The 5322-nt window shown below is 44.9% G+C and carries 6 protein-coding genes; all 6 read right to left on the bottom strand.

From position 1 onward, the window contains the following. The coding region (locus CA598_RS30945) for an immunoglobulin-like domain-containing protein (protein WP_143812491.1) at positions 1–1556 on the bottom strand (1556 nt) is incomplete at its 3' end. Between the two features lie 134 nt (positions 1557–1690). Next, positions 1691–2239 carry a cupin domain-containing protein gene (locus tag CA598_RS30940; protein ID WP_094878984.1) on the bottom strand — a complete coding sequence of 183 codons (549 nt, stop codon included), beginning with the start codon at positions 2237–2239 and terminating at the stop codon, positions 1691–1693. A gap of 173 nt (positions 2240–2412) precedes the next feature. Beyond that, positions 2413–2631 carry an S-layer homology domain-containing protein gene (locus tag CA598_RS33540; protein ID WP_373455860.1) on the bottom strand — a complete coding sequence of 73 codons (219 nt, stop codon included), beginning with the start codon at positions 2629–2631 and terminating at the stop codon, positions 2413–2415. A gap of 7 nt (positions 2632–2638) precedes the next feature. After that, positions 2639–3085 (bottom strand): S-layer homology domain-containing protein, encoded by a 447-nt coding sequence (locus CA598_RS30930; protein ID WP_094878982.1) that lies wholly within the window; start codon positions 3083–3085, stop codon positions 2639–2641. A 303-nt stretch (positions 3086–3388) separates the two neighbouring features. Next, a complete protein-coding gene (locus CA598_RS30925; RefSeq protein ID WP_179283813.1) occupies positions 3389–3826 on the bottom strand; it encodes a GNAT family N-acetyltransferase in 438 nt (145 codons plus the stop codon). A gap of 121 nt (positions 3827–3947) precedes the next feature. Then, complete coding sequence (locus CA598_RS30920) at positions 3948–5156, bottom strand: hypothetical protein (RefSeq protein ID WP_094878980.1); 1209 nt, start codon at positions 5154–5156, stop codon at positions 3948–3950. Between the last annotated feature and the right edge of the window lie 166 nt (positions 5157–5322).

Genomic DNA, 5322 nt, shown 5'->3' with positions numbered 1-5322 from the left:
GTTGGTGTTGGTGTTGGTGTTGGTGTTGGTATTGGTGTCGGTATTGGTGTCGGTGTTGGCGTCGCTGTCGGTGTCGACGTTGGCGTCGCTGTTGGCGTTGGTATTATCGGTTGATTGAACACTTTAATTTCTTGAAGATCAGGACCCGTGCTTCCATCTTCCCCTACTACATAGATCACAATCTGAATGTAGCGCTTAGAGATTTCTTCAGGAAAAAAGACCGAATCTGTCGTAAAACCATTATATTGTCCATCTGTATGAACGAGGCTAGCGTAAGTCGTGCCTGTGACTGTTTCAAACGGACCGGTCACGCTGTCGCTGACCTTCACTTCGTAGGATTGCAGATAGACGGTATCGACAACACGGATTTCATTATAAGCCGCGCCTGCACTCATATCGAGTGTGATTGTCCAAGGCGCATCGGATTGACTGCCAATCCAGCCAGTCTCCAATAAATCGTCAGTCAAATGGCCAGTCTGACCGCTGGCGGTTCCTTTGTCGACTGTAACCGGTACGCCATATGCCAAGTTAGTGCTGTCTTCATTAACGATGATGGTTCTCTTTACCGCGACAGCTGCGTTGCCTGCGGTATCAGTGGCATCATATCGAATGGTATACCGGCCCGCAACAGTCGTATCGATAGTCGGAAGCTCGACATTGTTCAAGCTGTAAGTTACTTTGGCTGTCAAATCGATTTCGACATTATCAGATACCGATACACCAGGATCAGAGAAGGACGTTCCGTTCCTAACCAGCAGTGTTGAAGCACCGTTAAGCGTAATAACTGGTTTTTCCGTATCATTTTCGCCAAGTTCAGGACTTTGGAAAACTTGTGACCCGTAGGATATGTACGCTTTGCCATTCGGCAAATAAGCGATACCATTGGGAATGGTTCGCATATTCAACAATAGCTCGAATTCGGACTCAGCTACAGTACTGTTCAATAAATGATCGCTGTTAATGCGATAGATATTATTATTGTAGTCTTCAATAGCGTATAGATGACCAGCGGAACTTATCGTTATTCCTTGCACGGCTGTTGGGAGTCCTTTAATGACCGACGTTGCAGATGTTGCTCCCGGCGTGAGCTTGTAAATGCCTTTACTTGTGTAGTCCGTGAAATAAAGGTTATCAGTGGCATCGAAGGCCATACCGTATACGAAATTAAAACCCGTATTGTAATATGCGGTGCCACTATTCGACGGGAGAGGAAAATTGACGAGTGCGCTTTTGTTGATTTTATAAATATTTCTATCATAGTTATCAGTCGTGAAGAACAGATCTCCGGCTTGGTTCAAGGCGACGGTCATAACATACTCTCTGTCCAGCACTTTCGTGACCTCTCCCGTCTCGACCGAAATGCGATAGATGCCGCCCGGATCTCGCTGAGCTGCATAAATATAGCCTTCATGGTAAGCGAGTGCTCTTGCACCTGGAACCGAAGCGTTGATAAATTCGCTTGGAGACAGGGAATAGGGAACCTCCAAAGCCTTGGCTGCGGGAAGGCTTACAAATAGAATGATCAATGCCATTAATAAAGATAAAGAACGTTTCAATAGGGGAATCCCACCTCTTTCAAATTGTAAAATAGATTATTCTACTCCAGCAAAGTGCTGATCTGCCCATGTGACATCAAATCGGCTTGCCGAAAATCATAATCACCATAATTTTTGGTGACAGATCATAGAGATTATACGGTCTCCCCTGTATACTTTTCTAACGCTTCATATAACCCCCTTTTATGTGCGCGTTTAACGATTAGACCAAAAATACTACGCTGTATCCAGAGTGGAATGCCAGCGATGAGTGTATTTTGTAGTGATAACACTAAAGCGGTGTGTGCGAGCAATTTAGGATTGCCTTTTGCATCAGTTAAACCATCCTCCATTAGCCCGTAATGAATACGAACAGACTGCTCGAACTGACTTGGTGGTGTTAATCGTACACGGAATACAACCGGATCATCGTCATTATTGGTAAAAGTATGTGGTGTCTTCATCGGGGCAACACGACGTTCTCCCGCTACCAGGATGTGGTTTATTTTACCTAATGTTACCGTGAGCTTGCCAGAAATCACTTCAAATTCTTCTTCAAAACGGTCATGAATATGTAGTGGGGGACCTTTGCCATGTGGGGGGAGTGCAACTTCAATTAATAAGTATTCACCCTTCGTATCCTTTGCCGTTTCTATAAACGTAATTTGTTCACCCGTAACTCGATTAGTTACCGTTTGTTCCACACACGCTCACTCCTTGGGTTAATCATTTATAAAGTGAACTAAAGGGGCAAGCTGCCACTTTAAGCCTCAATTCTTTCAATCATAGAGAATAAATAAATTGTCGAATAGTGAGTGCTGTCATCACTTTGTCATGTGACAATATGGATTTTTATGTAATAAGAAAGGATAACCACTCAAAGTAAGCGACATAGCGTGCGCTTCCCACAGAACCGTGGGCATACAGCAATGAATTTGTGGATGTATTTCTCCAAAGCGCACAATTTACAAGGACGTTGAATTTCTGCGTCTGGATGGAAACTGCCGTCCGAATAGCCTTTAACAATACCTAATTGTACAGATTGCTCTACCGCTTGCTGCGCCCATATGCCAATCTTCACCGAATCGGTAAACATCAACTTCTCAGCATCTATTTGCGGCTTCAACGCCTTCATTAACATAACCATTCACGATTTCACTCTGTGCAGCTTCAATAATCTCAGACGCGGCCCAGTGACCCGTTATATCGCTAAATGTCGGTTGATCCGATCCGGACTGTTCCTTCTCTTTGCTTACAGCCATCACAGCAAACTTTGTAAAGTAATCGACTCCGACAGTGATCTTATTGCCATCAACCTCGCCGCCGTCAATTTGCAACCACTCTTTCTTCATTTCGTCATAGTAGAATTCAACCGGTCGCTGCGCCTTCTTTAATCCTGCCTCATCGAAAACAAAGGTCAGTGTTACTGATTTGGTAAAATTATTCGTAGCATTTTTCAATACTTCGGAAACTGGACTGATTAGAACTTGTCGATCAGATAGGAGATCTTTCGTATCGGTCAATACTAATATGCCATTCGTTGAGGTCACTTTTCCGCCATCATTACCTGTATTACTTGAACTGCCACCTTCACTAATTACTGTCGCCTCCCCCCAACTTATCCATGCTTAATCATGCCGTTATCCTATCTCGATGTTATCTTGTACTATTGTTACATCCTATAAGGTGATCAGTCTGTAACCCGGACTACATTTTACAAACGAATGGAGTCGAGTATTTTTTCTAGCGAAATTTCCATAATGGGTTCTTACCTCCACGCAAATAAAAACTGGAACCCGTTATCCGGGTCCCAGTTTTTTGGTAGAGAATGCTTATTAGAGGACGTTCTAGTATCAAATATTAATTGACATATAATTCTTTCCTTCAACAAAACCTAGACTTTCATACATCGGTTTAGCCATAGCAGACGAATGTAGCAGAATTTTTCTAATTCCTTGTACCTTCAAATCGTCTATTGCTTCACTAACAAGTTTGGATACAATACCCTGGCGATGATAATTAGGGATTGTGAAAACATTACTCATATATGCAACCCATCCAGAAGGATTGTCAAACCTTGGTGCAAATCGACATAAGCAAAAACATACAGTTGATACAACTACTCCGTCATCATCAGCAACCCATACAACGAGTGACTTATCCGATAATGAGGAATCAAAGTAGTTTCTAAAAGTTTCATCCATGCTACTATTGTCCTCATGAGATAGCAGTATCTTGCGAAATTCAATTAACTGCGGTATATCCGTTGTAATAGCTTTTCGAAACAGCACAATTGGCTTCCTTCCTATTCAAAACATAGATTTTAAATATTGTGCTGCAACGTAGCGTATGATGTTGCCCTTGCAATAGCGAACAGCTCGCAAGCTCTGTTGGACTGAACTTTTATTTCATTCAGTACTCGCGCGCTGCATCGAACCACTGTTGAGCCATCTCCTCTGCTATTGGCTGACCAATCAGGTGATCAGACTGACTGAGTTGCCACACCGCTTCACCAAGGTCTTCACGTTCGGTGGTTTCAATGCCTTTGAGGTTGTTGAAGCGCACCGTGAAAGCTGTAATAGCTGCCTCGGCTTCGGCAAAACTACGAGCCTTGGACAAAGTTGCCCGTGCAACGTTGTAAGCTTCATTAGCCAGCTTGGCCAGACGTTTAGGCCAGTACGAAAACGGGCGGCTGAACTCAGTCGTCCACCACTCAGCCTTTCGTAATTGGCTCACTGAAGCATGGTCGGACCAAGGGCGGGTTACAGCGCGAGTTTTCATTTGCTGTTTTAGACGCTTGCCAGCAATCTCTTCCACATTATAGGCGATAAATCTATTAAGCAACGGCCACACGTTCAAGGTCGGCAAGCCACCCAGATCAGGCATGAAGCGCAGCTCCAAATTCGTTAACTGGGTATGATAAGCCATTAAGTCCAGGTCGCAAAAGTTTCCCCACAAACTCAGTGAGGTTAGGTTTGAGAACCGGTTCAGACACTCCAGCGAAATCGGCTGACCTAACGGCGTATTCTGTAGCGTCAGGCTCGTTACCTTGTGCAGCTCACCCATGTCAGGCAGCAAGAAAGGAGTATCATTCCTGCGTCGGCCGGTGCGCGGCGCTAGTGTCAGAGAAGATGGCATATCTCCTGTGGCCGAGAAGCGTGATAGATCGCCGGATACACTCAGGCGGAAATGCCGCTTCGGAAGCCTCAAGCTCAGAGACCTCCCGGACTGATCCAACTCGATATGCAAGCCATACAAATTGGACTGAGTAGCATCCGCCACCGTGTCTGCAGACAGAATCGGAGTCCACGTCATCTCTTCAATGGGACGTTTCTGTGCCCAGTCAAAGAAGCTTTGGTCACTGCCTGTATAATGCAGAAATCGCGGCCAAGGAGAGCCCGCCGGGGTGGCAAAGACATCAAATACGGTCCAATCAATATGCGTATCAGGTGAGACATGAAGGTCTGCCTTCTTTCCCAATTGCGACGGTCCAATGGATAGACTGCCCACACCGGGCTTAATGACAAGAGTGTGACTGAGAGGACCTGTCAGGTCGATAGGATAACCACCAACTTCTCTAACTGAACCAGCTGAAGGACTAGCTTGGCTATCATTTGGCATTTCTATCATCCTTTCCTCTGAAGCATATCCAGATCTAACTATTCACGCCTGACTCTATCTTCTGAGCAATAAATTGTTTGAATCTTGTAAAATACCGCTCTGATGCTTCCCAGCGCCTAAGATCCAAATAGGGCATGTCCTGCTTGCCATATTGATCGGGCGGCTG

This window comes from Paenibacillus sp. VTT E-133291 (assembly GCF_002264395.1).
Lineage (GTDB): Bacteria > Bacillota > Bacilli > Paenibacillales > Paenibacillaceae > Paenibacillus_AQ > Paenibacillus_AQ nitricinens.
The sequence above is the reverse complement of the archived record's forward strand: the minus strand, read 5'-3'. Positions and strand labels throughout refer to the sequence as shown.

Excerpts from the sequence above, each read along its gene's own strand:
- CA598_RS30920 (WP_094878980.1), bottom strand. The coding sequence starts at position 5,156 with ATGCCAAATGATAGCCAAGCTAGTCCTTCAGCTGGTTCAGTTAGAGAA.
- CA598_RS33540 (WP_373455860.1), bottom strand. The coding sequence starts at position 2,631 with ATGTTTACCGATTCGGTGAAGATTGGCATATGGGCGCAGCAAGCGGTA.